The organism is Corynebacterium sp. HMSC06C06, from assembly GCF_001807295.1.
GTDB classification, from domain to species: Bacteria; Actinomycetota; Actinomycetes; order Mycobacteriales; family Mycobacteriaceae; genus Corynebacterium; species Corynebacterium striatum.
Genome location: NZ_KV788458.1, coordinates 35,279 through 61,266, shown reverse-complemented (window position 1 = coordinate 61,266; position 25,988 = coordinate 35,279). Strand labels below are relative to the sequence as shown.

Here is a 25,988-nt window from a genome sequence, read left to right as displayed (position 1 = left end):
GTCTACTCTAGTTCACGCGAGGGACACGGATGATAGTCGTGCCCTTAATGGTTGTGACCTCGGCTTTTCCGCCGCCCGCGCGTTTGATGTCAGCAGCGTCACGCTCCAGCTCCTCATGAACCGAGGAACCCTTGAGTGCAATCATCTCGCCGCCAATCTTCACCAACGGCAGAGACCACTTGGCGAGCTTGCCCAGCGGAGCAACTGCGCGGGAGGTAACGATGTCAGCACCCTTCACAGCCTTCTTCACAGGGCCTTCCTCGGCGCGGCCACGGATAACGGTGACGTTGTCGAGCCCGAGCATCTCCTTGACCTCTAAGAGGTAATTAGAACGCTTGAGGAGTGGCTCAATCAAAGTGATGTCGAGATCTGGGCGGGCGATAGCCAGTGGGATGCCAGGCAGGCCTGCGCCACTTCCGACGTCGATGACGCGGGCGCCTTCCGGCATCACTTCGCCGATCACGGCGCAATTCAGGATGTGGCGATCCCATAGGCGAGGCACTTCGCGGGGGCCCATAAAACCACGAATGGACCCGTCTGTAGCGAGTGAATCGTGGTAAGTCTGCGCGAGGTGCAGACGGGAGCCAAATACTTCAGACGGGTCCAATTCGGACACTTAAAACTCCTGTGTGAGGTTGTGTTTAGTTGTTGTTGCTGTTCTTGCGCTGCTTCTTGGTGCGGTTGTCCTTCTTGCGAACGCCCGGCTTAGGAGCAGAGGTGCGCTTAAGCTCAGCCTTAGCAGCCAGCTCGCGCTCTTCTTCCTCGTCCATCTTCTTGTACACGATGCGCGTCTGGAAGAAGGTCCACACGGTGTTGGCCAACATGTAGAACAGCAAGCCAATAGGCCAAATAGCACCGGAGAAGACCAGCATGCCTGGCATGACCCAGAGCATCATCTTGTTCATGATGGCCATCTGCTGCTGCATCATCTCCGCGTTCTGACCCTGCGGGGCGGCAGTCTTACCGGAAGCACGGCGTGCCTCCTGGCGGTTGAGCGACATACGGGCATTGAAGTGGGTCAAAACCGCAATGATGACAATCAAAGGAACGATGATGACCGCTGCCTGCGACATCGTGATGCCCTGCTGATCCAGAATCGGCGAGTTCACGCGCAAGTTAGTAATCAGCGGAACACCAAAGATCTTGGCGTCTAGGAACTGCTGCACCAATTCCGGCTTGAAGATGTAGTTCGCAGTGTTCGCGTTAGCCTCCACCGACATTGGCTCACCAGCTGGGTGACCGATGCCACCCGCAGTCTGAATGGTGCGGTCGAAGGAGCGCAGAACATGGAACAGACCGATGAACATTGGGATCTGAGCGAAGACCGGTAGGCAGCCTGCCATCGGGCGAACGCCAGATTCCTTGTAGATGCGCTGCATCTCCTGCGCAGCCTTGGTCTGGTCATTCGCGTACTTGGTACGCAGCTCCTGGATTTGCGGCTGGATTTCCTGCATCTTGCGGGACGAGCGCAGCTGGGTAATGGTTGGCTTGACCATCACAGCCTTCAGTGTCCACGTCAGCAAGACAATGGAGAGAATCCACGTGATGCCCTGGGCGGGATCCATCACGAAGCTCAACAGCCAGTGCCAGAACCAGAGGACGGCCGAGATTGGCCAGTAGATGAAATTAAGCAAGGATTTTCCTCAGTTGTTGTTCGTGCCGGGTACAGGATCAAATCCTCCCGGATGCCAAGGGCCGCATTTGCAGACCCTAGCGATGGCCATGCCGGTGCCTTTGAAAGCTCCGTGAACGGAGAGTGCTTCAAGGGCATAGGCACTGCATGTCGGTTCAAAACGACAGGTGGAAACCATCTTAAGGGGTGACAGATACTTTTGGTAGAAGCGCACCGCCTTCACCATCGGTTTTGCCGCCCCATGCGCGTGCGGTATTTCCTCACCGGAGGAATTTAGATATCCCATTTGCGCAGTGCCTTGCGGATATCTTTTGCGAGTTGCTCACTAGAGGCCTCTGCGCTAGCAGGAAGCGCCCGGATGACAATGTCGGCGGTGGGAGGGAGGGCATCGAAAAGCGACATGCACACATGCCGAAGCCGCCGGGAGGTGCGGTGGCGAACCACTGCGTTCCCGACGGCTTTCGAGACCACAAGTCCGAATCGCGGGCCAGAGGCTGCGATGTCGTGACTTAAGTCTTGGCTTTTATTGTTGCGGTAGTGCACAACAACAGTGCGTGTACCCGCCCGGCGCCCGCCCTTAATCGTCCTGCGGAATTCCGCGGGTGAGGTGAGCTTATGCTGGGCTGGAAGCACGATTATGCCGACAGCTTTGCGCGGCCCTTCTTACGACGAGCTGCGACGATTGCGCGACCTGCACGGGTGCTCATGCGGGTGCGGAAGCCGTGCTTACGAGCACGACGACGGTTGTTGGGCTGGAAGGTACGCTTACCCTTTGCCACGATTATCTCCTTGAAGTTGTGCGCAGGGCTCCGGGAAGTAAATTCCTGAGCCCCACTGATGAATGGTTGTGTGAGTGGTTAGTAACCCTCGGATGGGTTCACCCTCACGCGCAACATCGGTTTGTTGCGATAGACCATGACAGATTACGTGACGAATGCACCCTTGAACAAATCGACACCCGGGTGTACCCAAAATTACAAAGATGTTTTTATCTGCAGCTAAACGGCTACTTTGCGGGGTCAGAGCACATACGGCGGCTTGCATTTTAAGTTCACGCCGTGCAAGCGCCGAAAAGCGTTAGACAGTCCCGCTAACTCGGCGGTAAAACTAAAGAATCGAATTTCACAGCCACCCACAGGCTGTGAATAACTCTAAATGTGTACTTTAGACTTTTTGCATTTTAGCAGCTAAAGACCCTAAAGTGCCCTATAGCGAGTTATCCACAGCTATCCGATAGTCTGTGGATAAACAATTCATCCACACATGTGGATAACTCTGTGGAGATCGAGGTCGTACCGCAAATCCCAATGTGGATACTTCCGTGAAATTCACTGTTATTTTCTCCGTCCAAACTAGGGTCCCACACTAGGGGCCACACAAGGTAGGCGCTTTGTCTGATCAACAAGCGGTGCTTAACGCCAGCTGGCGAGCAGTAGTCGAAGACCTGCTCGCTCAATCTGAGAAACCCAACTCAGATGTACCGAACTTTAACCACACGCAGCGGCTGTACCTGCAGCTCGCGCGACCCATCATGATGATGGATGGTTATGCGTTGCTGGCAGCACACAACGAAACGGCCAAAGCCGTCATCGAGACTGACTTAGGTCCACACATCTCCCGCGCCCTCGCACGCCATTTGGGTCGCCCATGTTCACTCGCTGTAACTCTGGCGAACCCGGAGGATGACGCAGCGCTTAACGACACCGCCAGCACTCAAAGCCAGCCTCAAAACCAGGCGCCGTTTCAGTCATCTGCTTCGACGCAGCAATATGGACAGCACTCTGTGCCGCAACCTAACCAGCAGCAGGTTCAGCGTCCCATCCAGCAGGAAGCCAACCAAACACAGCCACCAGCCTGGCAAACCAGCCACGCTCCGGCCAGCTTGGATGAGCTTGCCAATCACTACACCCAGCAACAACACTCCAATGCCCGCATTCCGCGCGAGGCACCGGCTCATGATCCCAATAGGGAAGAGTCGCTGAACCCGAAGCACACTTTCGAAAATTTCGTTATTGGTTCTTCAAACCGCTTCGCCAATGGCGCGGCCGTGGCCGTGGCTGAGAACCCTGCGCGTGCCTATAACCCATTGTTCATTTGGGGCGGTTCTGGCCTGGGTAAGACTCACCTTTTACACGCTGCCGGAAACTACGCGCAGCTGCTGCATCCGGGCCTACGCGTGAAGTACGTATCCTCCGAGGAATTTACGAACGACTACATCAACTCCCTGCGAGATGACCGCCAAGAGTCATTCAAGCGCCGCTACCGCAACCTCGACATCTTGATGGTTGATGACATTCAGTTCTTGGAAGGCAAGGAGTCCACGCAAGAGGAGTTCTTCCATACCTTTAATGCGTTGCACCAGGCCAACAAACAAATCATCTTGTCCTCCGACCGTCCGCCAAAGCAGCTGACCACCCTGGAGGATCGCCTGCGTACCCGCTTCGAGGGCGGTCTCATCACGGACATCCAACCGCCAGATCTCGAAACGCGCATTGCGATTTTGATGAAGAAGGCTGCCGCGGATGGCACGGAAGTCGATCGCTCGGTGCTCGAACTGATTGCTTCGCGCTTTGAATCTTCGATTCGTGAGTTGGAAGGCGCGCTCATTCGCGTCTCTGCTTATTCCTCCTTGGTCAACGAGCCGATCAGCTTGGAGATGGCAGAAATTGCTCTGCATGATCTCGCTCCGGACTCCGCGGGTCGCGAAATTACAGCAACCGCCATCATGGAGGTCACCGCAGAGTACTTCAATATCGACGTCGAGACCCTGCGCGGTGCTGGAAAGAAGCGCGCCGTCGCGCACGCGCGTCAGCTCGCCATGTACCTGTGCCGCGAGCTCACTGAATTGTCATTGCCCAAGATCGGTGATCAATTCGGAGGCAAGGACCACACCACTGTTATCTATGCGGACCGCAAGATCCGTAAGGAGATGACAGAAAATCGCAATACCTACGACGAGATCCAGGCGCTGACCCAACGCATCAAGAATCACAGCCACTCTTAGTTCTGTAATCGGTGTTCTGTATTCGGTGTTGAGTATTCACCGCCAGCTTCTGTTTAAAACCGCCCGCCACCTGCCTAGGTGGCGGGTTATTTTTTATCCACAGTGTTATTCACAGTTGTGTAATTTCATTGTTGTAATTCGTAGATCTTGCTCACAAATTTCTTTTCCACAACGCATTCCCGCTGATCAGGAGCCTGTGATCAGTGCTGTGATCAAATTCCACAATTCTGGGGATAGGTTGTGGATAAAACCGGCACCCGCCCAGTTACTCACAATTTTTGTCATTTGATCACACAGATCCCACAACTCAGATCACAACGCTGATCAGTGCAAAGAGCTTGTCATTTACAGGGTTATCCACAGATCTCACAACGGTTATTACTACTACTAACTAAATTCTCTGATATATGAAGTAAAAAGAGGATGTGTGTAATTCGACGCTCCGCTGGGCCCAAGGCCCGGAGCAAAGAGTGAATTACAAAAGTCTGTCGTGTCGGAGCTATGCGGTAAGTTGGAAACAGCTTTTGTGACTTACAAAAACACCGCGTTAGAACGCCTCACCACAACAACCCAGCAAGGAGCTCGTCGAGACCATGGACCAATCTGTGTCATTTCGTGTTGCCAAGGATGATCTGGCCAACGCAGTTGCTTGGGTAGCCCGCAGCCTGCCCTCCAAGGTGACGCAGCCAGTGCTTCGCGCAATGCTGATCACCGCGGATGACAATGGTTTGGAATTCACGGGCTTTGATTACGAGGTTTCCACCCGCGTCCGCATCGCTGCCATGGTCGATGAGCCAGGCCGCATCGCCGTTGCAGGAAAACTCCTCGCGGACATCGTTGCCTCTCTTCCGAACAAGGAGGTGGAGATGACTCAGCAGGACTCCAAGGTGCTGCTGACCTGTGGTTCTTCACGTTTCGAGCTGCCTGTCATTCCGCTTGATGATTACCCGCAGCTGCCAGTCTTGCCAGAGGTCACCGGCACGGTGAACCCACAGCTCTTCGTTGAGGCCATCAGCCAGGTTGCCTCTGCAGCAGGCAAGGATGACACCCTGCCTATGCTCACCGGTGTGCACATGGAAATCCACGGCTCTCACGTAGAAATGACAGCCACTGACCGTTTCCGCCTGGCCATGCGCACCTTCGAATGGGAGCCCACCTCACCTGACGTCGAGGCCAAGCTCTTGGTCCCTGCAAAGACCTTGCAAGACACCGGCCGCTCCCTGGATACTCACCTCAACATCCCGGTTGAGATCGCGGTGGGTACCGGTGAGAACATCGGCGCTGAAGGCCTGTTCGGTCTGCACGCAGACAACCGTGAAACCACCACTCGCATGCTCGATGCAGACTTCCCCAACGTCTCCCCGCTGCTGCCAAAGACGCACACCGCTATGGCAAGCATCGAGGTTGCGCCGCTGCAGGAAGCCATCCGCCGTGTGTCCCTGCTGACTGACCGCAACGCGCAGATCCGCATGGAGTTCTCAGAAGGCCAGGTCACCCTGGCTGCTGGTGCAGATTCCGGTAAGGCCGATGAGACCCTGCCATGCGCTTTCACCGGCCGCGATGAATTCGTCATCGCCTTCAACCCGAGTTACCTGAAGGACGGCTTGGCCGTCGTTCATACCGACCGTGTTGTCTTCGGATTCACCGAGCCTTCCCGCCCAGCCATCATGATCCCAGAGCCGGAAGAGATGCCTTTGGCAGATGAAGATGGAGTCTTTCCAACCCCGGAGACTAACTTCACCTACCTTCTCATGCCGGTTCGCTTGCCAGGTTAATGTTCATCCGCGAACTCGACGTCCGGGATTTTCGCTCGTGGCCTGAGCTCAGCATTGAGCTCGGCCCGGGAATCACGTTGTTCGTCGGACGCAACGGCTACGGCAAGACCAACATCGTCGAGGCCATTGGATACGTAGCTCATTTGTCCTCGCACCGCGTCAGCCATGACGCGCCGTTGGTGCGACAAAGTGCAGTAAATGCACGCATTTCGACGACGGCCGTAAACCAGGGCCGAGAGCTGACTGCCCATCTGCTCATCAAGCCGCATGCAGCCAACCAAGCGCAGATCAACCGCACGCGGCTCAAGAGTCCGCGTGAGTTACTCGGCGTGGTTAAGAGCGTGTTGTTCTCCCCGGAGGATCTTGCGCTCGTGCGCGGCGAGCCCGCTGAGCGCCGCACCTATTTGGACAACGTCATTGCGTCACGCACCCCGCGTCTAGCAGGCGTAAAGGCCGATTATGACAAGGTCTTGAAGCAGCGCAATGCGCTGCTGAAGTCGGCGTCGTCAAGCTTGCGTCGTGGGTACGGGGACAGCGATGGTGCCTCGGCCTTAGCCACCTTGGACGTGTGGGATGCGCAGCTGGCACGTCTCGGTGCGCAGGTCATCGAGGCACGTTTGGCGCTTGTCGACGCCCTGTCGGAACTCATTCCTTCCGCCTACGCAGGTCTGGCGCCGGAGTCGCGGCCGGCTCATATCGAGTACAAGTCCACCATCGATGTTTCTGATCGGGAAGTTCTGGAAGCCGTGATGCTGACAGAACTTGCTGCTAAGAGGCAGCGTGAGATCGAACGCGGAGTTTCCTTGGTGGGGCCGCATCGCGACGATCTGGTGTTGAACCTTGGTACGCAACCCGCCAAGGGCTTTGCCAGCCACGGCGAGACGTGGTCATATGCCATTTCTTTGCGCCTGGCCGAGTTCAATCTGTTGCGTCAAGATGGAACCGACCCGATTCTCATCCTTGATGATGTCTTCGCTGAGCTGGACGCCAAGCGCAGGGAAAAGCTCGTGCATCTTGCTGCAGAGGCCGAGCAAGTGTTAATTACCGCTGCCGTTGATGAAGATCTGCCGGGCAACTTGGAACCCATCGTACGCTACGAGGTCACGGTGACAGACACCGAGGATGGCAGAATTTCTGAAATTTCAAAAGTTGATGACCAAGTGAGTGGCGATGACTGATCCCGTCAAGGACTTCTTTGATCGTGTGCGCGCGAATTCCAAGAATGCGCCAAATCTCAACAGACCTGCGCCAAAGATGAACGTCGAGGCTCCCAAGGAGCAACGGAAATATCAGGTGGGAAGGCCCACTGGACCCGATGGCCGGCGCCTGCGCCGCAGCCTCGACGTCCCTAGTCTCGGGGCCGCATTGAGCAAGGAAATCTCCCGCCGTGGCTGGGAGAGTGATCTTGCCGATGGATGGGTCATGGGCAACTGGACCAATTTGGTGGGGGAGCGGATCGCCGCCCACACAAAGCCCGAGCGCATCAAGGATAAAGTGGTTTATATTTCCTGTGATGCTTCCGTTTGGGCCACCGAACTGCGATATCTGCAGCGCCAGATCCTTAAGAAAATTGCGGAGCGCTTAGGTCCCGATGTCATCGTTGAGCTGCGGATTCAGGGGCCAAAGCAGCATCGAAACTACCAAGGCCGGCAGTGGGTAAAGCCCCAAGGATCGCAAGATACTTACGGATAGGCTATAAAACTCGGATCGAAAAATCGGGCTAAATTCCGCCCTCTGACTGGTGTGGAGTGCTCTTCAGTAGGGGGACACCGTGTAGAATGGCTAAAGTCTTAGATTTTGCTATAGCCAAAAGGAGTACACGTTTCCGTGGCTGAAGAACACGCATATGATGCCGGTTCAATTACCATCCTGGAAGGCCTCGAGGCCGTCCGCAAGCGCCCGGGTATGTACATCGGTTCTACCGGTGTGCGCGGTCTACACCACCTCATTTGGGAGGTTGTAGATAACTCGGTGGACGAGGCAATGGCTGGCTATGCCACCAAGGTCGTCGTCAAGCTGCTCGCTGACGGTGGCGTCGAGGTCATCGATGATGGCCGTGGCATTCCTGTTGAGATGCACGCTACCGGTGCTCCAACCGTCCAGGTTGTTATGACCCAGCTGCACGCCGGCGGTAAGTTCGACTCTGATTCCTATGCCGTTTCCGGTGGTCTGCACGGTGTCGGTATCTCCGTCGTGAACGCACTGTCGACCCGCGTCGAAGCAGAGATCAAGCGCGATGGAAAGCACTGGTACCAGAACTTCTCTAACGCTATTCCTGATGAACTGGTCGAGGGCGGAAACGCGCGCGGAACGGGTACCACCATCCGTTTCTGGGCTGATCCAGAGATCTTCGAGACCACCGAGTATGACTACCAGACCATTGCTCGCCGTCTCCAGGAGATGGCCTTCCTGAACAAGGGTCTGACTATCGAGCTCATCGACGAGCGCGTGACCAAGGAGCAGCTCGAGCTCGAGGCAATCGCCGATGCTGAGTCTGGTGAGACCGCTCTCGAAGCTGAGTCCTTCGATGACATTGACGTTGACGCTGAAGCTGATGGTCCGAGCGAGGAAAAGCCGGCAAAGAAGCTGCAGAAGAAGGTTGTCTACCACTACCCAGACGGCCTGATTGACTACGTAAAGCACCTCAACAAGACCAAGACCTCCATTCACCCGACCATCGTGGCTTTCGATGTCAAGGGCGAGGATCACGAGGTTGAGGTGGCGTTGCAGTGGAACCAGGGCTACAAAGAATCCGTTCATACCTTTGCGAACACCATTAATACCCATGAGGGCGGTACTCACGAAGAGGGCTTCCGCGCTGCGTTGACCTCCTTGATGAACCGTTACGCCAAGGAACACAAGCTCATCAAGGAAAAGGATGGCAACCTTTCTGGTGAGGACTGCCGTGAGGGTCTCTCCGCAGTCATCTCAGTCAAGGTCGGTGACCCACAGTTCGAGGGCCAGACTAAGACCAAGCTTGGTAACTCTGAGATCAAGGGCTTTGTCCAGCGTGCCGTAAACGAGCACGTCAACGATTGGTTCGATGCTAACCCGGCTGAGGCAAAGGCCATCATCAACAAGGCTGTTTCCTCCGCGCACGCACGTGTTGCAGCACGTAAGGCCCGTGAGATGGTGCGTCGCAAGTCTGCAACGGACCTGGGTGGTCTGCCCGGTAAGCTCGCTGACTGCCGTTCCAAGGACCCGAAGATTTCGGAGCTTTACATCGTGGAGGGTGACTCCGCAGGTGGTTCCGCAAAGGCAGGCCGTGATTCGATGTTCCAGGCAATTTTGCCGCTGCGCGGCAAGATCCTGAACGTGGAGAAGGCCCGCATGGACAAGGTTCTGAAGAACGCCGAGGTCCAGGCAATCATTACTGCTCTGGGTACCGGTATCCACGAAGAGTTCGACATTGAGAAGCTGCGCTACAACAAGATCGTGCTGATGGCCGATGCCGACGTTGACGGCCAGCACATCGCAACCCTGCTGCTGACACTGCTCTTCCGCTTCATGCCGCAGCTGGTTGAGGATGGCCACGTCTACTTGGCTAATCCGCCGCTGTACAAGCTCAAGTGGGCAAAGGGCCAGCCGGGCTATGCCTTCTCCGACGCCGAGCGCGACAAGCTGCTCGCCGAGGGCCTGGAGAACAACCGCAAGATCAACAAGGATGACGGCATCCAGCGTTACAAGGGTCTGGGCGAGATGAATGCGTCCGAGCTGTGGGAGACCACGCTCGACCCGTCCACCCGTATCCTGCGCCGTGTCGACCTTGAAGACGCGCAGCGTGCTGACGAGCTCTTCTCCATCCTCATGGGTGACGATGTCTCGGCTCGCCGTTCCTTCATTACGCGCCGCGCGAAGGACGTTCGCTTCTTGGACGTTTAATTTTAGGTGTTCGGACCTGCACGCAGACCGATAAAGCTAAAGGCCTTGTAGAAACATGATCTACAAGGCCTTTAGCTTGTTTTAGCGGTTAATACGTCTTATAGTCCCACGTCGATTCCGGGAAGCGTGACGCTCTCGGAAAGGTCAGCATGGCCCGGCTCAACGTTGAAGATGGAGCTAGACGGTGCCGACTGGGCATCGATAAGCACCTGCTTAATTGCCTCTGCCGGAATGGATTCCGGCAGGTAGGCGCGGGCAGAGTGGCGGCTGCGGATGAATTCAGAATAGTTATTGCTTGAAGTCATGCGGGCCAGACTACACCCCTTTAATGCATGTGCTTTTGTAGGATGCGGCCGAACTCAGGGACGTGAGGCTCAACGATCTTGGAGACCTTGTTGCGCAGAGAGTTGTAGGTCTTAGCCAGGGCCGCGTTGTTGATCTGATCGGCGTTGCGGTCTGCCACGTTCATCAAGGAATCAGTGACCTGCTTGTTATTGCCGCCGAGGTAGGAGCCAAAATCATCCTGTGCGGAAGATTGGAATTCCTGCCAGTAAGACTCCAGCTCACCGAAGAGATCTGGGAGCATGCGGTTGATGCCCTTGGAAACGATGTCGGAGTCGACCTTCTTTGCCGCGGAAACCGCGCCCTTGATGGCCATGCCGGTGATACCGGATTGCTCAGCGACGACCTTGTCCACCAAAGAGACGAGTTCTGCCACCACAGCAGTGCGGATGGGGGTTTCCAGGAGCTGGGAAAGACTAGACATGCGCCTAATCCTACTGAAGCTGCAAGGTTTCGGAGGTGGCGCGTTTGAGAGAAGCTGGGCAGTAATAAGTCAGCGTAAAGAAAGCCTGTCTTCTATTTCCATGTAGACGCGCGCGCAGACAGTGGCAAAGGCGTCGTTGTGCGCGTTTAAAGCGGGGTAGGCCACGAGCAGGTCGCGCATGGCCCGGGCGGCCTGGACCCTGTTTCCGTGGATTGCGATTCCCTCCATTTTCGCCGTGCTTAACGACGCCGCGGCCACCAATGCCCCAAAGTTCGTCACCGTCACCTTGTGCTGGGCGCAGAACTCGCGGGCGACGAGAAGGAGCTGCTCAGGCGTCATGGGCGAGCCCTTCGGATTTCGGCTTCCAACTCGGCACGGCCGGGGAGGAGGTGGCGTGCGGTGTCTTGCACGGCGGCGTCGGAAAGCGTGCGTGCTGCAGCCGCAACCACCGCGCGCACCACCGCCTCGTGCTTGGAGGTGCCTTGGGCGGAGGCGAGGAGCGTGAGCGCGTGGTCTTGTTCAGGTGTTAAACGAAGGGTCATGGCCATGCCTAAACGGTATCACTGTGGTATCACCAGCGCGGCGTAAGAGGCGCTGGAAGGCCTCAGAGGGTAGAATTTGCGGTTATGAGTGACCAAAATGGCGATCTTTTTGATCGTATTCAACCGATTGATATCAACGAGGAGATGGAGTCGAGCTACATCGACTACGCCATGTCCGTCATCGTCGGCCGTGCGCTTCCGGAGGTTCGCGATGGCCTCAAGCCCGTGCACCGCCGCATCCTTTATGCGATGTTTGACTCGGGCTACCGTCCAGAGCGCGGCTACGTAAAGTCCGCCCGCCCGGTTTCTGACACCATGGGTCAGTTCCACCCGCACGGTGACTCCGCAATTTATGACACGTTGGTGCGTCTGGCGCAGTCCTGGAACATGCGCTACCCGCTGGTTGACGGCCAGGGTAACTTCGGTTCCCGCGGCAACGACGGCCCAGCGGCAATGCGTTACACCGAGTGCCGCATGACCCCGCTGGCCATGGAAATGGTCCGTGACATTCGCGAAAACACCGTCGACTTCTCCCCGAACTACGACGGCAAAACCCAGGAACCTGACATCCTGCCTTCCCGCGTTCCGAACCTGCTGATGAACGGCTCCGGCGGCATCGCCGTTGGTATGGCCACTAACATCCCGCCGCACAACCTGAACGAGCTGGCTGAGGCTATCTATTGGCTGCTGGATAACCCAGAAGCCTCCGATGAGGAAGCACTTGCAGCCTGCATGGAGCGCGTGAAGGGCCCAGACTTCCCAACCGCAGGTCTCATCGTCGGCGATCAGGGCATCAAGGATGCCTACACCACTGGCCGCGGTTCCATCCGCATGCGCGGTGTGACCTCCATCGAGGAGTCCGGCAACCGCCAGACCATTGTCATCACCGAGCTGCCGTACCAGGTCAACCCGGACAACATGATCTCCAACATCGCGGAGTCCGTGGCTAACGGCAAGATCGCCGGCATCGCCAAGATCGAGGACGAGTCTTCCGACCGCGTCGGCATGCGCATCGTGGTCACCCTGAAGCGCGATGCCGTCGCTCGCGTCGTGCTCAACAACCTCTACAAGCACTCCCAGCTGCAGACCTCCTTTGGCGCCAACATGCTCTCCATCGTCGATGGCGTGCCGCGCACCCTGCGCCTGGACCAGATGCTGCGCTACTACGTTGCACACCAGATCGAGGTCATCGTTCGCCGTACCCAGTACCGTCTGGATGAGGCCGAAAAGCGCGCCCACATCCTGCGTGGTTTGGTCAAGGCCCTCGATATGCTCGACGAGGTCATCGCGCTTATCCGCCGTTCCCCAACGGTCGACGAAGCGCGAGAAGGGTTAAAAACCCTTCTCGCGGTAGATGATGTACAGGCAGACGCCATCCTCGCGATGCAACTGCGCCGCCTGGCAGCCCTGGAGCGCCAGAAGATCATCGACGAGTTGGCTGAGATCGAAGAGATCATTGCTGACCTCAAGGATATCCTCGCCCGCGAGGAGCGCCAGCGTCAGATCGTCCACGACGAGCTCGCTGAGATCGTCGAAAAGTACGGCGATGAGCGCCGTACCCAGATCGTGGCCGCTTCTGGCGACGTCACCGACGAGGATCTTATCGCCCGCGAGAACGTGGTCGTCACGATCACCTCCACTGGCTACGCAAAGCGTACCAAGGTTGATGCCTACAAGGCGCAGAAGCGCGGCGGCAAGGGCGTGCGCGGTGCGGAGCTCAAGCAGGACGACATCGTCAAGAACTTCTTTGTCTGCTCCACGCACGACTGGATCCTCTTCTTCACCAACTTTGGCCGTGTTTACCGCCTCAAGGCTTATGAGCTGCCGGAGGCAGGCCGCACCGCACGTGGACAGCACGTGGCTAACCTGCTGGAGTTCCAGCCGGAGGAGAAGATCGCACAGGTCATTCAGATTCAGTCCTACGAGGACGCTCCTTACCTCGTCCTGGCCACCAAGCAGGGCCGCGTCAAGAAGTCCCGCCTCACCGACTATGAGTCCGCTCGTTCTGCTGGCCTCATCGCTATCAACCTCAACGAGGGCGATGCGCTCATCGGTGCTTCCCTCGTCGACGAAGGCGATGACATCCTGCTGACCTCTGAGCAGGGCCAGGCCATCCGCTTCACGGCTGACGACGACCAGCTGCGCCCGATGGGCCGTGCAACAGCCGGTGTGAAGGGTATGCGCTTCCGCGGCGATGACCAGCTGCTGTCGATGTCCGTGGTCCACGACGGCGGGTACCTGCTCGTGGCCACCTCCGGCGGCTATGGCAAGCGTACGGCGATTGAGGAATACACCCCGCAGGGCCGTGGCGGCCTGGGCGTGATGACCTTTAAGTACACCCCGAAGCGCGGCAAGCTCATCGGCGCGATTGCAGTGGACGAGGAAGACGAGATCTTCGCAATCACCTCTGCTGGCGGTGTTATCCGTACTGAGGTTAACCAGATCCGTCCTTCTTCCCGTGCGACCATGGGCGTTCGCCTGGTCAATCTTTCCAACGACGTCGAACTGCTTGCAATCGACCGCAACGTTGAGGACCATGGTGAGGAAGACGCTCAGGCTGTGGCCAAGGGCGAGAAGTCCGTGGAGGATGTTCAGCAGGAGCACCTGAAGATTGCGGATTCGAAGAACGCTAATGATGAGGGCAACGAGGAGTAATCCATGGCAAGACGAGACGTAACGCTTACGCGAATCTCCCCAATGTCGGCGTTTCGCGTGGGCTTGGCGATGTCCCTCGTCGGCCTCGTCGCATGGATCCTCGCGGTATGCATCTTGTACTTCGCCTTGGACCAGGCGGGAATCTGGGATTCCCTCAATAGCCTGGTTGGCGGCGTGGGTGGCGCTTTCGAGGTCACTTTTGGTGTGGTCTTGTCCATCTCGGCGTTGATCGGTGCCATCGTAGCCGTGTTCGGCACGTTGATGGCTCCGCTACTGGCGTTCATCTACAACGCCATCGTGGACGTCTTCGGTGGTTTCAAACTGGGTATCCATGAGAACGTCGACTAAGACGAAAAGCATTTAACCGGCACCTGATTTTAAGTGTCGGTTTTCTGCTTTTATTAGCCCTCTGACCATACGATTTGTGTTATCTCGCAAAGAGTATGTAAAGTTACAACTCGTTCCGCACAGGGGCCTATAGCTCAGTCGGTTAGAGCGCATCGCTGATAACGATGAGGTCGCAAGTTCGATTCTTGCTAGGCCCACCACGGAACAATGGGGCATTAGCTCAATTGGTAGAGCATCTGCTTTGCAAGCAGAAGGTCAGGAGTTCGATTCTCCTATGCTCCACAGCCCGGAACCCGACACCGTAATGGTGTCGGGTTTCTTTGTTGTTTGGGGGCGTGCACCGTTCCCGGCACTCATCGACAGGATGAAGAGCAGGGGGACGGGTGCCCCCAATGGCGAACTTAGCTAATTGCTATTCGTCTAGAGAATCGAATAATTGAGCAGGTTAGGACAAAATTTCAGCGAACCGTAAAGCTTGTTAAGTTGCCATTTACGAATGTCTCCTAACCTGTTGATTCGGTGCCAGATTTCCGCGATTCTGTGAAGAGTTGTCCATCCAGAAATTGCGAGAAACGGAGATCCAGTGGACCTCTACGAGTATCAGGCCAGGGACCTTTTCGAAAAGCATGGCGTACCCACCCTGCGAGGCATCGTCGCTACCTCGGCCGTCCAGGCCGAAGAAGCAGCCGCCAAGCTCGGCACGCCCATTGTTGTGGTCAAAGCCCAAGTCAAGACTGGCGGCCGCGGCAAGGCTGGCGGTGTGAAGCTGGCTAAGAGCCCAGCTGAGGCGGCAGAAAAGGCCGAGGAAATCCTCGGCCTCAAGATCAAAGACCACACCGTGCGCAAGGTCATGGTGGCCGAGGGCGCCGACATCGCCGAGGAATACTACTTCTCGATCCTCTTGGACCGTACCAAGCGCCGCTACCTAGCGATGCTCTCCAAGGAAGGTGGCGTGGAGATCGAAAAGCTCGCCGCGGAGCGTCCTGAAGCGCTCATTCGCCGCAGCTTCTCTCCCCTCGATGGTATGACAGACACTCTCGCCCGCGACATGGCCTATGAAGCAGGCTTTGTGGAGGAGGACGTCGCCAAGCTTGTGCCCGTCTTTAAGCAGCTCTACAAGGTCTACACTGCGGAAGACGCCACCCTGGTGGAGGTTAACCCGCTGGTGAAGACCGCACAGGGTGACATCATCGCCCTCGATGGCAAGGTGACGCTCGATGGCAACGCGAAGTTCCGCCACAGCGAGCATGCCGCCCTGCACGATCACGGTGCCACGGATCCGCTGGAGCTCAAGGCGCAGCAGATGGGTCTGAATTACGTAAAGCTGGATGGCTCGGTGGGCATCATCGGCAACGGCGCGGGCCTGGTGATGTCCACGCTCGACGTCGTGGCATATGCGGGCGAGGATCTGCCTAACCAACCCAAGCCCGCGAACTTCCTTGACATCGGGGGTGGTGCCAACGCAGAAGTCATGGCTAACGGCCTCGAAGTGATCCTCGGGGATCCCCAGGTCAAGTCCGTATTTGTCAACGTCTTCGGCGGAATCACCGCCTGCGACGAGGTGGCCAAGGGCATCGTGCAGGCCTACAAGATTCTGGCCTCCCATGGAATCGAGCCGAAACCGCTCGTCGTACGTCTCGACGGCAACAACGCAGAGCTTGGACGCAGCATTCTCGACGACGCGCACCTGCCCAAGCTGGAGCAGGTTTCCACCATGGACGCAGCGGCTCGCAAGGCCGCGGAGCTGGCTGAATAGGAGTAACAATGTCTATTTTTCTCAACAAGGATTCCCGCATCATCGTCCAAGGTATGACCGGCGCCGAAGGCATGAAGCACACACGCCGCATGCTCGCCTCCGGATCGAATATCGTGGGCGGCGTCAACCCCAAGAAGGCCGGTGAGCGCGTCGACATCGATGGCCAGCAGATTCCAGTCTTCGGCTCCGTGCGCGAGGCGATGCAGGCAACCGACGCCAACGTCACCGTCATCTTCGTCCCCGCCAAGTTCACCAAGGACGCGGCTGAGGAAGCCATCCGCGCGGGCATCGAGCTGGTCGTCATCATCACCGAGGGAGTTCCAGTCAAGGACACCGCGGAGCTCTTCGCGCTTGCGCGCGAGTCGAAGACCCGCATCATTGGCCCCAACTGTCCAGGTCTTTATAGCCCTGGCCAGTCCAACGCAGGCATCATCCCAGCGGAGACTGCTCCGAACCCGGGCAAGATTGGTTTAGTGTCCAAGTCTGGCACGCTGACCTATCAGATGATGTATGAGCTCTCCGACATTGGATTTAGCACCTGCGTGGGCATTGGCGGTGACCCAATCATCGGAACTACCCACATCACGGCCATCGAGGCCTTTGAGAAGGACCCCGAGACCGAGGCCATCATCATGATCGGTGAGATCGGTGGCGACGCCGAAGAATTTGCCGCACGCTACATCAAGGAGCACGTGACCAAACCGGTGGTGGCCTACATTGCTGGTTTTACCGCGCCGGAGGGCAAAACCATGGGGCACGCAGGAGCGATTGTCTCTGGGGGATCCGGAACCGCAGAGGGCAAGAAGGCTGCGCTTGAGGAGGCCGGCGTGAAGGTCGGCAAGACTCCGAGCCAGGCGGCGCAGCTTCTCCGGGAAGCGCTGAAATCTGCCTAGCAGATGCTTAACCTCTAAACCTTCGTTGCTAGAATAAATTTCATGACCGAGAAGGATAAGAAGTGGCTCGATGAGGAGGAACTCTCTTCCTTTGTATCCCTCATGGGAGTCACCATCCGCTTAACCAGCATTCTGGATGCCCAGCTGCGTGACGACGCCGACTTGAGCTTCTTCGAGTACACCGTTCTGTCTCGTCTTTCCGAGTCGGAGAATCGTGAGATGCGCATGCGCGACCTTGCGTACACGGCGAACGGCTCGCTCTCTCGGCTTAGCCAGGTGGTCACGCGCTTGGAGAAGAAAGGTTGGGTTACACGTCGTCCAGATCCGAATGATGGCCGCACCACGCTGGCGCAGCTTACCGACGCCGGCTGGGACAAGGTTGTCGCCACCGCGCCTGGGCACGCCGCCCAGGCGCGTCGTTCCGTGATGGACAACCTCACTCGCACGCAGGTGCGCCAGCTCAACCAGATCAACGATCGCATCCTCGCGGCCATCGAGAGCGATGAACGCTACGGCGGGCGTTACTAGGCCTCATTAGCTCGGCGGCAGGCCTCTGCGCGCCGAGACGGTCTTGTCGAAAGGAATCCAAAAGCGCAAAGGTGCTTGGTTATTCTTACTGATGCCAATTCGCGGCCCGCAGACCCACTCCGGCTCTTGCTCACGCTCGGTGAGTTGAATTGGCGTGCCGTTATCTTCCAGCGTGAATCCCAGTGCTTTTCCGAGGTTCCCCGGCCCACGGGCGAGGTTATGAAAGTCGGTGGTGCCGCGGCGTCGGAAAGCGAGCTCGGTACCTTCGATGACCTCGCCGCCGCGTAGTAGACATCCTTGGCCCGTGCCCTCCGGGGCTCACACGATGTTGCCGTTGCGGTGGATGCCGTAGGAGGCGTAGACGTAAAGGCGCCCGGGTGGGCCGAACATCGTGGCGTTGCGCGGGGTCTGGCCGTTGTAGGTGTGCGCTGCCTCGTCATCCTCGCCGAGGTAGGCCTCAACCTCGGTGAGGCGGATACTGACGCCGTTGAAGGTGAGAGTTGCCCCCAAGAGTTGGGGTGCAACGACATCTGCGGGGGCCGAGAAATCAATCATCAGCTCCGAGAGTAGTACTGCTTGCCCGGTTGTGGGTTGGGGATAAGAGTATCGAGGCTGACCGGCTCGAGGCCCTTGGCGCGCAGGCCGTCGATGACGCAGCTGGCAGCATTAACCGTGGTGGCGTGGATGTCATGCATGAGGATGATGCTGCCTGGCTGCGCGCCGCTGACGGCAGCGCTGCATACGTGCTCGGAGTTGCGGTCCTTCCAGTCCAGCGTGTCCACAGACCACATGGCCTCGGCTTGGCCGTTGGCTTTGGCCGCGGCGTCGACAGTGCCGTTGGTGGCGCCGTACGGTGGGCGCAGCCAACGAGGGCTCTGGCCGGTTGCCGCCTTGATGGCGCCGGCACCTGCCTTGATTTCCCCGTCGACGTCGCCGGCAGCGAGCTTGTTCAGCTCGCGGTGCGTGTTGGTGTGGTTGCCGATGGTATGGCCCTCCGCCTGCATGCGACGCAATAGCTCTGGGTGCGCGGTGGCGTTGGGCGCTAGGACCATGAAGCTGGCGTGGGCATTCTTGGACTTCAGGGTGTCGAGGAGCTGGTTGGTGAGGGGGCTGGGGCCATCGTCATAGGTGATGGCCACGCAGTTGGCGCAGTTGGGGGCGGTTTTCGCTGCGGACTGTGCTGGTTGTGCGGGGTGCTGAGCGGGCTGCGCTGCCGGTGCTGGCCGCGAGGAACCCCACTCCGGCGGAAGGGTGTTGAGGAAGCGGTCGGCTTCTTGCTGGAGGTTAGGCAGCTGAACTGCCGGTAGTTCAACCGTGGGCAGCGGGGGAAGAGCGGCCTGTGCCGTCGCGGGTAGGGCCGCGGCGGTGAGGAAGGCAACGGTGGCAACAGCGAGGCGGCGCATGGTGAAGGACCTTTCTAAGCGAGGAGTGGACAGATCCTTGATTATGGTGGCTACTTCCTATAAAAACCCTAGTGACACGCAACAGAAGTGAAAATTGTTATCTTTTGTGGCTAATGTGACTCGCGTAAAAGCCTATGCCACCTGGATCGAACGGATGTGGTTGCCCAGTCCGCGCCGAGTAAACACGGTCTTGGCGGTGCGAGGGTCGTCGGCTGCGCCCATGGTCAGCAGCAACGGCACGTAATGATCGGCGGTGGAGTGGGCAATGCGCGCGCCCGGTGCTTTGTCCATGTAGGCCATGAGCTTGTCGACGTCGCCTGAGTGAATGGCATGCGCCGCCCACTCATCGAAGGCATCGAGGTGGTGTCCGGCGTAGGCACCGTGGCTGACGAAGAGGGCGGGCATGGTTCCGTCGCTGGGCTGCCAACGGCGGTGCTGGTCAGCTAGGGGAATTGTCCGTTCACAGAGATCGAAGATTGCACCTGCTGGGCGGGTTACTTTAAAAGTAAAGTAAATTAGGTGTGTTGTGGTGGGGATTTTTTCGCGCGGGCTCGGTGGAGTAGTATTAACCGCACTGGGGCATTAGCTCAATTGGTAGAGCATCTGCTTTGCAAGCAGAAGGTCAGGAGTTCGATTCTCCTATGCTCCACAGCCCGGAACCCGGCACCGTGATGGTGTCGGGTTTCTTTGTTGTTTGGTGCATGCACCGTTCCTGACACGTTTGCTACTTAGCCCTAGAAGCGCTTCACCAGCACCACATGGCCCTCCGACTCACCGACCGGCTCGAACCCCATAAATAAGTAGAGCCGGTGCGCACGCTCATTGGCCAGGGCCACCGAGAGCGAGACGCCGGGAGCGCCTAAGTCGCGGGCGAGCTCCGTGGCAGCGCGAAGAAGTAAAGTGCCCACGCCCTGCGAGCGGTAGCGCGGCTCCACAGCAAGGGCGAGCTCCGGAATTCCCTCTTCCACGTGCCCGTAGCCGTGGCGCTGCTCAGTTCCCCAGTTCAGCCACACGCCACCAGCGGGAACGTTGCCCTCCCACGCGATGAAGCCGCCGCGGGAGGGCTCCCATCCGGCGAGGTAGTAGTCGAAGTCGGCGTCGAATTGCGGCGTGAGCTCCTTGTGCTCCTCACCGAAAGTGTCCGTGAGGAAGTTGAGGCGGGCCAAGTAGGTGCGGTCCGCCTCGCTTAAGGGGCGCAGTTCGAAATCAGACATGGTGGCCAGCTTAGTGGCCGTGCTCCCACTGCGCATAAGCCTTGGCATAGCGGCCGCCGAGCGCCATGAGGGAGGCGTGCGTGCCGTCCTCTACGATTTCGCCCTGCTCCATCACGATTATGCGATCCGCCTCGCGGGCCTGGTCTAAGCGGTGAGCCACCACCAACGCAGTGCGCCCGCGGGTTACAGCACGTGCCGCAGACTCCAGCACCGCAGCATGCTCGGAGCCGGCTTCCGACGTCGCCTCATCCATGATGAGCACCGGCGGCTGACGCAAAATCATGCGCGCCAGCGAAATTTGTTGTGAGGCCTCCGCTCCGATTTCCTCGTTACCTGCGCCGATGAACGTATCGAGACCGTCAGGCAGCCAGCGCGAGGACTCGTCCAGGCCGACTTCGTGCAACGCCGCCCACAATTGGGCGTCGGAGGCGCCGGGGAGGGCGAGGAGGAGGTCGTCGCGAAGCGTGCCGGAAAACAGGTGAACCTCCTGGGTGATGAGCGCGACGTGCTCGGTCACCCACGTGTTGGGAACCGTGGCGGTGTCCACCGCATCGAGGTGAATGGTGCCGGTCGTGGGGTACTGCAGGCCCGCCACCAGCGCCGCCAGAGTGGACTTGCCCGCACCCGAGGTGCCCACCAGCGCGGTCGTGGTACCAGCCTCCAAGGTGAGGTCTATGCCGTGCAGAACCTCCGCGCCGCCGGGGTAGGAGTAGGTGACGCCGTCGATGCGGATCGCTGGCGCAGCCGAAAGAGAGTCCTGCTCTTGGTCCGGAACATCACTGCTCAACAGCGCCAACGCAACCGCGCGGCCTAGGGAAGTGACCGCATGCTGGATCTCACCGGCAAAGAACAAGATGTTGAATACGTGCACCTCAAGGCGCATGATCAGCAGCACCGCGGCCGCCGCCTGGCCCTGCGTGACCCAGTCCCAGACCACCATCGGCACTGACATGGACAGGGTTCCGAGCAGCAGCACCGCGAAGCTAATGGAGCCCTGTCCGATGATGCGGTTGATGAGCGGGACCTTATCGCCCCAGGCCTGCACCGTATCCCAGGAGTAGCGCTCCATGCGCTGCTCGGCCCAGCCGCCGAGCTTGAATTGGCGCAGGGTGTCCAAGGCGCGGATGGTGTCGAGCAAGACGTTGTTGCGGCGCGCCTCGACGGAGGAGACCTCATTTGCTATCTCCGGGATGTCGCGGATGGTGCCTTTGATGAACGGGTACATGATGAGCACCGCCAACGCGAAGATCAGCAGGTAAGCCGGGTGGATGAGCACCATGCTCAGCGCGGTGAGTGGCAGGATGAACAGGGTGACGGCCAGGCGCTCGCCCATCATGGAGATAGAGGTGACCACGGTGTCGATGTCCTTGGACAAACGCGTAATCACGTTGCCCGTGCCCAGCTCCATCACGCGGGGAACCGGCGCACGCAGCACCGAATCCAGCGCCGCGGTGCGCAGGTCCACGGCTAGGCGCCGCGTCTTGGCATTGATCATGTAGCCTCCGATGGCGCGGCCGGTAACCTCCGCGATAAGCGCTGCGGCAATGATGCCTAGCGCCGCGAGCATCGCTGGGCGACCCGAGCCGATGACAGGCAGCTCCATTCCTTGGATGATGTCCACCACGCGGCCCAAGACCTGGGAGCCTAAGTTCATCATCACGATGGTGACGGTGAAAACGGCAAAGACCAGCAGCATCTTCGGGCGCGTTGGCGCCGAGGGCAAAGTCTTGAGGAAGCGCCACGATTCGCGCGCTGAAGCCGGCGCGAGTGCATCTGCACGAGACTGACTCACAGCGCCACCACTTTGTCCGCGTTGGCGGCCCACGTCGGGGCGGCGGTTATCACCACGGTCACGCGCCCGCGGCGCAGCTTAGCCACGCGCTCAGCCACGGTGGCCAAGGTCAGGGAGTCGAGACCCGTGGTGGGATTATCGAGCACGAGCACCTCGGGATCCTGCGCGAGCGCACGGGCAAGAGCCACGCGCTGTCGCTGGCCACCGGAAAGGTTCAGGCCGGCCTCGCCGATAGGGGAGTCAGGCAGAGTGCCGTCGTGCCCAAAGCCGCCCAGGCGCGTCACGATGTCGCCGCAGGCGGCAGCCTCCAGCGCAGCGTGCACCTGCTGTGCGGGGAGGGTGCCAAGCGGGTCAATGTTATCGGCCAGGGTGCCCTCCAAAACTGAGATGCGGTGCGGCGGGCAAAGAGCACCGTGGGCGGAAAGGTGGGTGGTCCAGGCGTCGACAAGCGCGCGGCCCTTAGCCGTCTCCGGTATCCACACGTTGAGCCCTGGTTCAAGGTCTACCGGGGTGCCCTGCTTGGCGACGTCCCCTTTGCCCAGGTCCTGCAGCAACTCACCCACGCGTTCCACCGACGCCTGGCCCTTTGCCCAGTTCTCTGTGAGATGGCCGAGCGACAAGCCCAACGCGGTGAGCGCGGGAGGAGCGAGCATCGTAATAGACATCATGCCGCCTGGCTCGATGTTTCCTTCGAAGGTCTGCCAGGCCGTCCACGTGAGAAGGAAGACGGCAAAAAGGGTGGGCACCATTTGGCGCAGCCACGACAACAGGACGCTTAGGCGCAGTTCGCGGAGCATCGAAATAAGGGCGTCGTGGGCAGCCAGAGTGAAGCGTTCTTTGGCCACCTCGTTGGCTCCGAGACCTTTGATGACGCGCGAGCCTTGGGCAAAGTCAGTGGCTAGGGCCAACGCAGTGTTTTCCTTGGCGCGCCGGGCAGATGCAACGCCCGTCAGGGGCTTTGCGGTGGCCCACGAAGCAATGGCGGTCAGGATCGCGCCCACGATGAGCCCGAGGGAAACCACCCAGGAAATCGGAGCCAGGCTGAAGATGGCGCCGATGAGATATCCCGCCATGAAAAGCGGGAAGTTAAGCACCTGCTTGAGTTGGCCGATGTAGTGCGAGTCCTCGTCCATCGTGTTGAGGAGGCGGCCGGGGCTGAGTCCTTTGGTGGAGGCGTCGAGAAGCTTGTGTAAAAGGCCCAAACGCAAGGTATGCGTGGTGCGAGCTTGGCTAAGATCCGTGAAGGCGTCCGCTGTGGCCTCCGCTAGGTACATGATGTAGAGCAGCAATGCCGTGACCAGTACGGGAACGCCCAGTGTTCGCCAGGAAGGATCGCTGAATGCGTACTGCGTGGCCTGACCAATGACCACGGAGACCAGCGCACCCAACGGTGAGTTGATGGCGGCCGCTATGAGTAGGCCCACCACGCCAACAGGCTGGGCAAACAGCAGCCGCCGAGTGGCAGCACCAGGCTTTGCCCAATTGGTGGTTTCGGTGAGAGAAGTTTCCCCGGTGGGAGGCTGATCTGGTAGATACCAGGACCAGGTTTTCATGCGAGGATAGACAGTCATAGCTGCATATCCTATAAGAAAAGGTCGCCTTCTAATTCACTAGAAGGTGGCCGTTAAGGGCTGTTAAGCGAGGTGATAATTCGACACGTCGTAACCCGAGAACTCGCGGTCGATGCCACTGTCATCCACGGAGTGGAACGTGGTGCCGTTCTCGATAGCAAAGCGGAGATTGTCTACCCGATGCGAAGGATCGCCGCTGACGGAACCAGCAGGGAAGTAGTAGGTCGCACCGCTCTTGAGCTTGACAATGAGGGACTCGAAGCTCATCAATTCTCCTTGGGATTGTTTCGAGGTACCCAAAAATTCAATCAGCTTCGAGCCCGTCAAGCAAAGGATTGAGATCCAGACAACGTTTGCTTTACCCCCTTAAACGGGGTGGATTTACTCTTGCTCGTTGGTCTGCAGGCGGTGCTTGCCCTCGTCATCGCGGTCATCGGTGATGCGGGAGGTATCGGCGTCGGCAGCAGCCTCGGCTTCTTCCTTGTGCTTAGCTAGTTGCTCATCGATGGAGCCCAAGAGCTCTTCGTCGCGCTCGACGACGCTCTCTTCCGCGAGGTCGGAGACCTTGTGGTCGTCCTCGGTGGTGGAGGTGTAGACCAAGGTGGAGCCCTCAGCTGCGGCATTGGCACCGGTGGTGAAGTCCTCGACGCGCGGCGGAAACTCGGAAGCCTCTTCCTTGCGGATCTTGAAGAAGTAGTAGAGGCAGCCACCGATAGCGGAGATCAGGGCGAGGATCAGCGCGAACGGCCAGAACTTGGAGCTCTTCTTCTCCTTGCCGAAGTTGATGTTCTTGAGCTTCTTAGCGCTGCGCTTCTGGGCCTTGTCAGCAGCCTTGCGTGCGGCCTTTGCCTGCTTGCGGGACTGCTTCTTGACGTCCTTCTGTGCCTTCTTCTGGGCCTTCTTTGCGTCCTTGCGAGCTTCATCGAAGCGCTCGGAAGCCTGTTTGCTAACTTCCTGACCCCGGTCCTTGAGCTCCGCGATGCTACGCTCCAAGCGATCGTGGGCTGCCTGGGTGACGGCGCCGGCGCTGCGGCGAGCCTCAGGGAAGGCGTCCTTGCTGCGCTCTTCTACCTCTGCTGCCGCAGCTTCCAGGGCGGTGTAAGCCTCGAGAGCTTTCTCGTCGCGGTAATCCTTAAACCTCTTCCACAGGTTGGTGGCCAGGCTGACGGAAGCGGAAATTGCGGTGGGGTTCATGCGAACGCTCCTTAAATTAGCTTTATCGTGTGCTTCTCACCAGCGTAGTGACGGGCGTTAAGGCCCGCCACTATACGTATGAAGGAAAAGCAAAGGGTCACCCCTGCATGATGCGGTGGTGACCCTTGTTGCGCTTGATTATGACTTAGCGGGCGAGAACGTGATCGGTCAGGATCCGGGCTACGCCGATGTTGCCGTTGTGGGTTAGGTGGTTGAAGAAGTTGTGCGGTTCGGAGAACTCAAAGACGCCGGCCGTCCAACGCATGCCAGCTGGGGCACACATGTTGTGCTCAATGGTTGCCGAGCGTAGGTCGAAATAGTTAACGCGGGATTCTTGTGCGGCCTGGAATAGTGCAAAGTTAACGTTGTCTTCAACGTTCCTGACCACGCCGAGGGCGGAGAGGTTGGTGCCGAGGTTCGGGTTTTCCTTCACTCGTACCGGGCACAGGGAGCCGTTGGCAGCCGAGAATGCTGGGTAGCCCACCAAGGTGATCTTGGCATTAGGAGCTGCGGTACGAATACGTCCGATCTCATTGCGCATCGCGGTCTTGAAGGCAGTGCGATTGGGATCAACGATGAAGTTTGTGGAAGTGATGTCATTGAATCCGAATTGAATGAGAACGTTGCGGGTTCCTGGATTCAAATCTCGAGTGGCAAGCGCGTGGTTGACCTGCTCCGTGAAATCGGGACGAGGGGTGTTTCCCGCGGCTGCGGCGCCAGAGCAGGAGTAGTTGATAACGCGCTGGCCGGAGGCAACGGCGAGCTCACGGCCAACGGTGGACGCGCCCTGCGGGCAGCCCTGTGGGCTTGGTGCGCCAGGATCGCTGTTGATCTTCATTGCGCTCGACATATTTGCAATGCCCGAACCGATCTGGTCGAAGGTGGGGTTGGCAAACATGGAGTCACCAAACATGAGCGTCTGTGCCTATTGTGCGGAGGCTGCAGCGGTGCCGAGTGACGCCGTGGTCAGGGCTGTGGTCAGAGCTGCGGCGCAGGCGGCAGTGATCTTGCTAAGCAGTTTGTGAGTGAGGA

Annotated in this window: 27 protein-coding genes, 3 tRNA genes and 1 pseudogene; 13 read left to right on the top strand and 18 right to left on the bottom strand. The window is 58.6% G+C overall.

Annotated elements, in window-relative coordinates; all coding sequences use genetic code 11:
• Nucleotides 1-7: 7 nt before the first annotated feature.
• Genes rsmG through rpmH form a run of 5 tightly spaced genes read right to left on the bottom strand, consistent with a single transcriptional unit; the run spans nucleotide 8 to nucleotide 2,412 of the window.
• Complete coding sequence (gene rsmG, locus HMPREF3153_RS00665) at nucleotides 8-616, bottom strand: 16S rRNA (guanine(527)-N(7))-methyltransferase RsmG (RefSeq protein ID WP_034657290.1); 609 nt, start codon at nucleotides 614-616, stop codon at nucleotides 8-10.
• A gap of 25 nt (nucleotides 617-641) precedes the next feature.
• On the bottom strand, nucleotides 642-1,634 hold the full coding sequence (gene yidC, locus HMPREF3153_RS00660) for a membrane protein insertase YidC (RefSeq protein WP_082254366.1): 993 nt from the start codon (nucleotides 1,632-1,634) through the stop codon (nucleotides 642-644).
• Nucleotides 1,635-1,643: 9 nt separating this feature from the next.
• Nucleotides 1,644-1,859, bottom strand: coding sequence for a membrane protein insertion efficiency factor YidD (gene yidD / locus HMPREF3153_RS12310; protein WP_005530697.1), 216 nt, complete (start codon nucleotides 1,857-1,859; stop codon nucleotides 1,644-1,646).
• A 47-nt stretch (nucleotides 1,860-1,906) separates the two neighbouring features.
• Nucleotides 1,907-2,266 (bottom strand): ribonuclease P protein component, encoded by a 360-nt coding sequence (gene rnpA / locus HMPREF3153_RS00655; RefSeq protein ID WP_046646415.1) that lies wholly within the window; start codon nucleotides 2,264-2,266, stop codon nucleotides 1,907-1,909.
• A 2-nt stretch (nucleotides 2,267-2,268) separates the two neighbouring features.
• Nucleotides 2,269-2,412 (bottom strand): 50S ribosomal protein L34, encoded by a 144-nt coding sequence (gene rpmH, locus HMPREF3153_RS00650; protein ID WP_005530694.1) that lies wholly within the window; start codon nucleotides 2,410-2,412, stop codon nucleotides 2,269-2,271.
• A 611-nt stretch (nucleotides 2,413-3,023) separates the two neighbouring features.
• Here rpmH and dnaA point away from each other — a divergent pair.
• From dnaA to gyrB, 5 genes are all read left to right on the top strand, one after another.
• Complete coding sequence (gene dnaA / locus HMPREF3153_RS00645; RefSeq protein WP_070419743.1) at nucleotides 3,024-4,637, top strand: chromosomal replication initiator protein DnaA; 1,614 nt, start codon at nucleotides 3,024-3,026, stop codon at nucleotides 4,635-4,637.
• Nucleotides 4,638-5,230: 593 nt separating this feature from the next.
• On the top strand, nucleotides 5,231-6,412 hold the full coding sequence (gene dnaN, locus HMPREF3153_RS00640) for a DNA polymerase III subunit beta (RefSeq protein ID WP_005530690.1): 1,182 nt from the start codon (nucleotides 5,231-5,233) through the stop codon (nucleotides 6,410-6,412).
• Entirely contained in the window at nucleotides 6,412-7,590 is a 1,179-nt protein-coding gene (gene recF, locus HMPREF3153_RS00635; protein WP_046646413.1) for a DNA replication/repair protein RecF, read from the top strand. Before dnaN ends, recF begins: the two co-directional genes overlap by 1 nt.
• Nucleotides 7,583-8,104 (top strand): DciA family protein, encoded by a 522-nt coding sequence (locus HMPREF3153_RS00630; protein WP_046646496.1) that lies wholly within the window; start codon nucleotides 7,583-7,585, stop codon nucleotides 8,102-8,104. The genes recF and HMPREF3153_RS00630 overlap by 8 nt, the downstream gene beginning before the upstream one ends.
• Nucleotides 8,105-8,239: 135 nt before the next feature.
• Nucleotides 8,240-10,294, top strand: a complete 2,055-nt coding sequence (gene gyrB, locus HMPREF3153_RS00625; protein ID WP_070419742.1) for a DNA topoisomerase (ATP-hydrolyzing) subunit B — start codon at nucleotides 8,240-8,242, stop codon at nucleotides 10,292-10,294.
• Between the two features lie 98 nt (nucleotides 10,295-10,392).
• Here the strand turns inward: gyrB and HMPREF3153_RS00620 are convergent, their stop codons facing one another.
• The 4 genes from HMPREF3153_RS00620 to HMPREF3153_RS00605 all read right to left on the bottom strand — a co-directional run bounded on the left by HMPREF3153_RS00620 (nucleotide 10,393) and on the right by HMPREF3153_RS00605 (nucleotide 11,608).
• The gene (locus tag HMPREF3153_RS00620; protein ID WP_070419741.1) at nucleotides 10,393-10,599 is read right to left on the bottom strand and encodes a nitroreductase family protein; all 207 of its coding nucleotides are present in this window, start codon (nucleotides 10,597-10,599) and stop codon (nucleotides 10,393-10,395) included.
• Nucleotides 10,600-10,619: 20 nt separating this feature from the next.
• Nucleotides 10,620-11,060, bottom strand: a complete 441-nt coding sequence (locus HMPREF3153_RS00615; RefSeq protein ID WP_070419740.1) for a DUF6918 family protein — start codon at nucleotides 11,058-11,060, stop codon at nucleotides 10,620-10,622.
• A 69-nt stretch (nucleotides 11,061-11,129) separates the two neighbouring features.
• Nucleotides 11,130-11,399, bottom strand: a complete 270-nt coding sequence (locus tag HMPREF3153_RS00610; protein WP_005530678.1) for a hypothetical protein — start codon at nucleotides 11,397-11,399, stop codon at nucleotides 11,130-11,132.
• Nucleotides 11,396-11,608, bottom strand: coding sequence for a hypothetical protein (locus HMPREF3153_RS00605; protein ID WP_005530675.1), 213 nt, complete (start codon nucleotides 11,606-11,608; stop codon nucleotides 11,396-11,398). Before HMPREF3153_RS00605 ends, HMPREF3153_RS00610 begins: the two co-directional genes overlap by 4 nt.
• A gap of 78 nt (nucleotides 11,609-11,686) precedes the next feature.
• On the opposite strand from HMPREF3153_RS00605, the gene gyrA reads away from it, so the two are divergent.
• The 7 genes from gyrA (at nucleotide 11,687) to HMPREF3153_RS00570 (ending at nucleotide 17,782) form a co-directional block, all read left to right on the top strand.
• Entirely contained in the window at nucleotides 11,687-14,257 is a 2,571-nt protein-coding gene (gene gyrA, locus HMPREF3153_RS00600; RefSeq protein ID WP_070419739.1) for a DNA gyrase subunit A, read from the top strand.
• Between the two features lie 3 nt (nucleotides 14,258-14,260).
• Complete coding sequence (locus tag HMPREF3153_RS00595) at nucleotides 14,261-14,605, top strand: DUF3566 domain-containing protein (protein ID WP_046646407.1); 345 nt, start codon at nucleotides 14,261-14,263, stop codon at nucleotides 14,603-14,605.
• A gap of 123 nt (nucleotides 14,606-14,728) precedes the next feature.
• Nucleotides 14,729-14,805 (top strand) — tRNA-Ile (locus HMPREF3153_RS00590).
• 9 nt (nucleotides 14,806-14,814) lie between these two features.
• Nucleotides 14,815-14,887: transfer RNA gene (locus HMPREF3153_RS00585), tRNA-Ala, on the top strand.
• Nucleotides 14,888-15,188: 301 nt separating this feature from the next.
• Nucleotides 15,189-16,361, top strand: coding sequence for an ADP-forming succinate--CoA ligase subunit beta (gene sucC, locus HMPREF3153_RS00580; protein ID WP_070419738.1), 1,173 nt, complete (start codon nucleotides 15,189-15,191; stop codon nucleotides 16,359-16,361).
• Nucleotides 16,362-16,369: 8 nt separating this feature from the next.
• Nucleotides 16,370-17,254 carry a succinate--CoA ligase subunit alpha gene (sucD, locus tag HMPREF3153_RS00575; protein WP_046646021.1) on the top strand — a complete coding sequence of 295 codons (885 nt, stop codon included), beginning with the start codon at nucleotides 16,370-16,372 and terminating at the stop codon, nucleotides 17,252-17,254.
• Between the two features lie 42 nt (nucleotides 17,255-17,296).
• A complete protein-coding gene (locus tag HMPREF3153_RS00570; protein ID WP_070419737.1) occupies nucleotides 17,297-17,782 on the top strand; it encodes a MarR family winged helix-turn-helix transcriptional regulator in 486 nt (161 codons plus the stop codon).
• Nucleotides 17,783-17,788: 6 nt separating this feature from the next.
• On the opposite strand, the pseudogene HMPREF3153_RS00565 reads toward HMPREF3153_RS00570, so the two are convergent.
• The 3 genes and pseudogenes from HMPREF3153_RS00565 to HMPREF3153_RS00555 all read right to left on the bottom strand — a co-directional run bounded on the left by HMPREF3153_RS00565 (nucleotide 17,789) and on the right by HMPREF3153_RS00555 (nucleotide 19,590).
• A pseudogene (locus HMPREF3153_RS00565) lies at nucleotides 17,789-18,337 on the bottom strand (DNA-3-methyladenine glycosylase).
• The gene (locus HMPREF3153_RS00560) at nucleotides 18,337-19,185 is read right to left on the bottom strand and encodes a polysaccharide deacetylase family protein (RefSeq protein WP_070419736.1); all 849 of its coding nucleotides are present in this window, start codon (nucleotides 19,183-19,185) and stop codon (nucleotides 18,337-18,339) included. Before HMPREF3153_RS00560 ends, HMPREF3153_RS00565 begins: the two are co-directional and overlap by 1 nt.
• A gap of 132 nt (nucleotides 19,186-19,317) precedes the next feature.
• Nucleotides 19,318-19,590, bottom strand: a complete 273-nt coding sequence (locus tag HMPREF3153_RS00555) for a class III extradiol ring-cleavage dioxygenase family protein (protein WP_046646018.1) — start codon at nucleotides 19,588-19,590, stop codon at nucleotides 19,318-19,320.
• A gap of 171 nt (nucleotides 19,591-19,761) precedes the next feature.
• On the opposite strand from HMPREF3153_RS00555, the gene HMPREF3153_RS00550 reads away from it, so the two are divergent.
• Nucleotides 19,762-19,834: transfer RNA gene (locus HMPREF3153_RS00550), tRNA-Ala, on the top strand.
• Nucleotides 19,835-19,919: 85 nt separating this feature from the next.
• On the opposite strand, the gene HMPREF3153_RS00545 is transcribed toward HMPREF3153_RS00550, so the two are convergent.
• The 6 genes from HMPREF3153_RS00545 to HMPREF3153_RS00520 all read right to left on the bottom strand — a co-directional run bounded on the left by HMPREF3153_RS00545 (nucleotide 19,920) and on the right by HMPREF3153_RS00520 (nucleotide 25,869).
• Nucleotides 19,920-20,399, bottom strand: a complete 480-nt coding sequence (locus HMPREF3153_RS00545) for a GNAT family N-acetyltransferase (RefSeq protein WP_070419777.1) — start codon at nucleotides 20,397-20,399, stop codon at nucleotides 19,920-19,922.
• A 10-nt stretch (nucleotides 20,400-20,409) separates the two neighbouring features.
• Nucleotides 20,410-22,095 carry an ABC transporter ATP-binding protein gene (locus tag HMPREF3153_RS00540; protein ID WP_223197926.1) on the bottom strand — a complete coding sequence of 562 codons (1,686 nt, stop codon included), beginning with the start codon at nucleotides 22,093-22,095 and terminating at the stop codon, nucleotides 20,410-20,412.
• A gap of 92 nt (nucleotides 22,096-22,187) precedes the next feature.
• The gene (locus HMPREF3153_RS00535) at nucleotides 22,188-23,762 is read right to left on the bottom strand and encodes an ABC transporter transmembrane domain-containing protein (protein WP_070419735.1); all 1,575 of its coding nucleotides are present in this window, start codon (nucleotides 23,760-23,762) and stop codon (nucleotides 22,188-22,190) included.
• A 63-nt stretch (nucleotides 23,763-23,825) separates the two neighbouring features.
• Nucleotides 23,826-24,029 (bottom strand): hypothetical protein, encoded by a 204-nt coding sequence (locus HMPREF3153_RS00530; RefSeq protein WP_046646015.1) that lies wholly within the window; start codon nucleotides 24,027-24,029, stop codon nucleotides 23,826-23,828.
• Between the two features lie 114 nt (nucleotides 24,030-24,143).
• A complete protein-coding gene (locus HMPREF3153_RS00525) occupies nucleotides 24,144-24,956 on the bottom strand; it encodes a hypothetical protein (protein ID WP_070419734.1) in 813 nt (270 codons plus the stop codon).
• Between the two features lie 145 nt (nucleotides 24,957-25,101).
• Complete coding sequence (locus HMPREF3153_RS00520; RefSeq protein ID WP_141740885.1) at nucleotides 25,102-25,869, bottom strand: GDSL-type esterase/lipase family protein; 768 nt, start codon at nucleotides 25,867-25,869, stop codon at nucleotides 25,102-25,104.
• Nucleotides 25,870-25,988: the final 119 nt, after the last annotated feature.